Annotated in this window: 1 protein-coding gene and 1 pseudogene; both read left to right on the top strand. The window is 72.1% G+C overall.

The window, feature by feature from the left end; genetic code table 11:
* The first annotated feature begins 279 nt into the window (after window positions 1-279).
* Window positions 280-753, top strand: coding sequence for a VOC family protein (locus tag I53_RS07520; protein WP_043348598.1), 474 nt, complete (start codon window positions 280-282; stop codon window positions 751-753).
* 28 nt (window positions 754-781) lie between these two features.
* Window positions 782-993, top strand: a pseudogene (locus I53_RS07515) (hydratase); the annotation flags it as partial.

Here is a 993-nt window from a genome sequence, read left to right as displayed (position 1 = left end):
CGCGTCCCGGCCGGGCCTCCACGGCGCCGGGCAAAACGGTCCCCGCGCGGTCGATCGCGCGGCGACGCAAATCCGTGCGGCCAACCCGACCGGCCGGTCCCGCGTGTCGGTCTTTGCCGGGTCGACATCTCATGGTTGTATGGGGGCGTGCCGCGGCCCCTGTCGGCCGGCGGCGAGGCCCGCCCGTCGGCATGGCACGGGAACGGCAAGGGAGGCACCACAATGGCCAGCGTGGTCGCCGAGGATCAGGACGCCCGGAACGCGCTCGGCGAGAGCGAAATTCCCAAGGCCACGATCTGCCTCTGGTACGACACGGAGGCCGAGGCGGCCGCCCGATTCTACGTCGCGACCTTTCCGGACAGCGCCATGGGCGCGGTTTACCGGGCACCGACCGATTACCCGTCGGGCAAGGCGGGGGACGTGCTGACGGTGGCGTTCACGGTGGCCGGCATCCCGTGCATCGGCCTGAACGGCGGTCCCGCCTTCCGGCACAGCGAGGCCTTCTCGTTCCAGATCGCCACGGACGACCAGGCGGAGACGGACCGGCTCTGGACCGCCATCGTCGACAATGGCGGGCAGGAGAGCGCCTGCGGCTGGTGCAAGGATCGCTGGGGCATCGCGTGGCAGATCACGCCACGCGTGCTCACCGCCGCGCTGGCGGCCGGCGGCGCGGAGGCCCGGCGCGCGTTCACGGCCATGATGACCATGGGGAAGATCGACGTCGCCGCGATCGAGGCGGCCCGGCGCGGATGACGTCGCGTCGGCCTGGACCCTGTTGCCGATGACCGAGCCGATATCCGCCGCGGCCCACGCGCGCACCATCCTGGCCGCGCACGAGCATCGCCGCCCCATCGCACCGCTGACCGGCTGGGATCCGACCTTCGACCTGCCGGCAGCCTACCGGGTCGCCGAGGCGATCCGGAGCCTGCGTGCCGGGCGCGGCGAGCGGAATGTCGGCTACAAGATCGGCTTCACCAACACGACCCGTGGAGC

The sequence above is a fragment of the Methylobacterium sp. B1 genome (assembly GCF_000333255.1).
Taxonomy (GTDB): domain Bacteria; phylum Pseudomonadota; class Alphaproteobacteria; order Rhizobiales; family Beijerinckiaceae; genus Methylobacterium; species Methylobacterium fujisawaense.
This window is presented reverse-complemented; position numbering and strand designations above follow the sequence as displayed.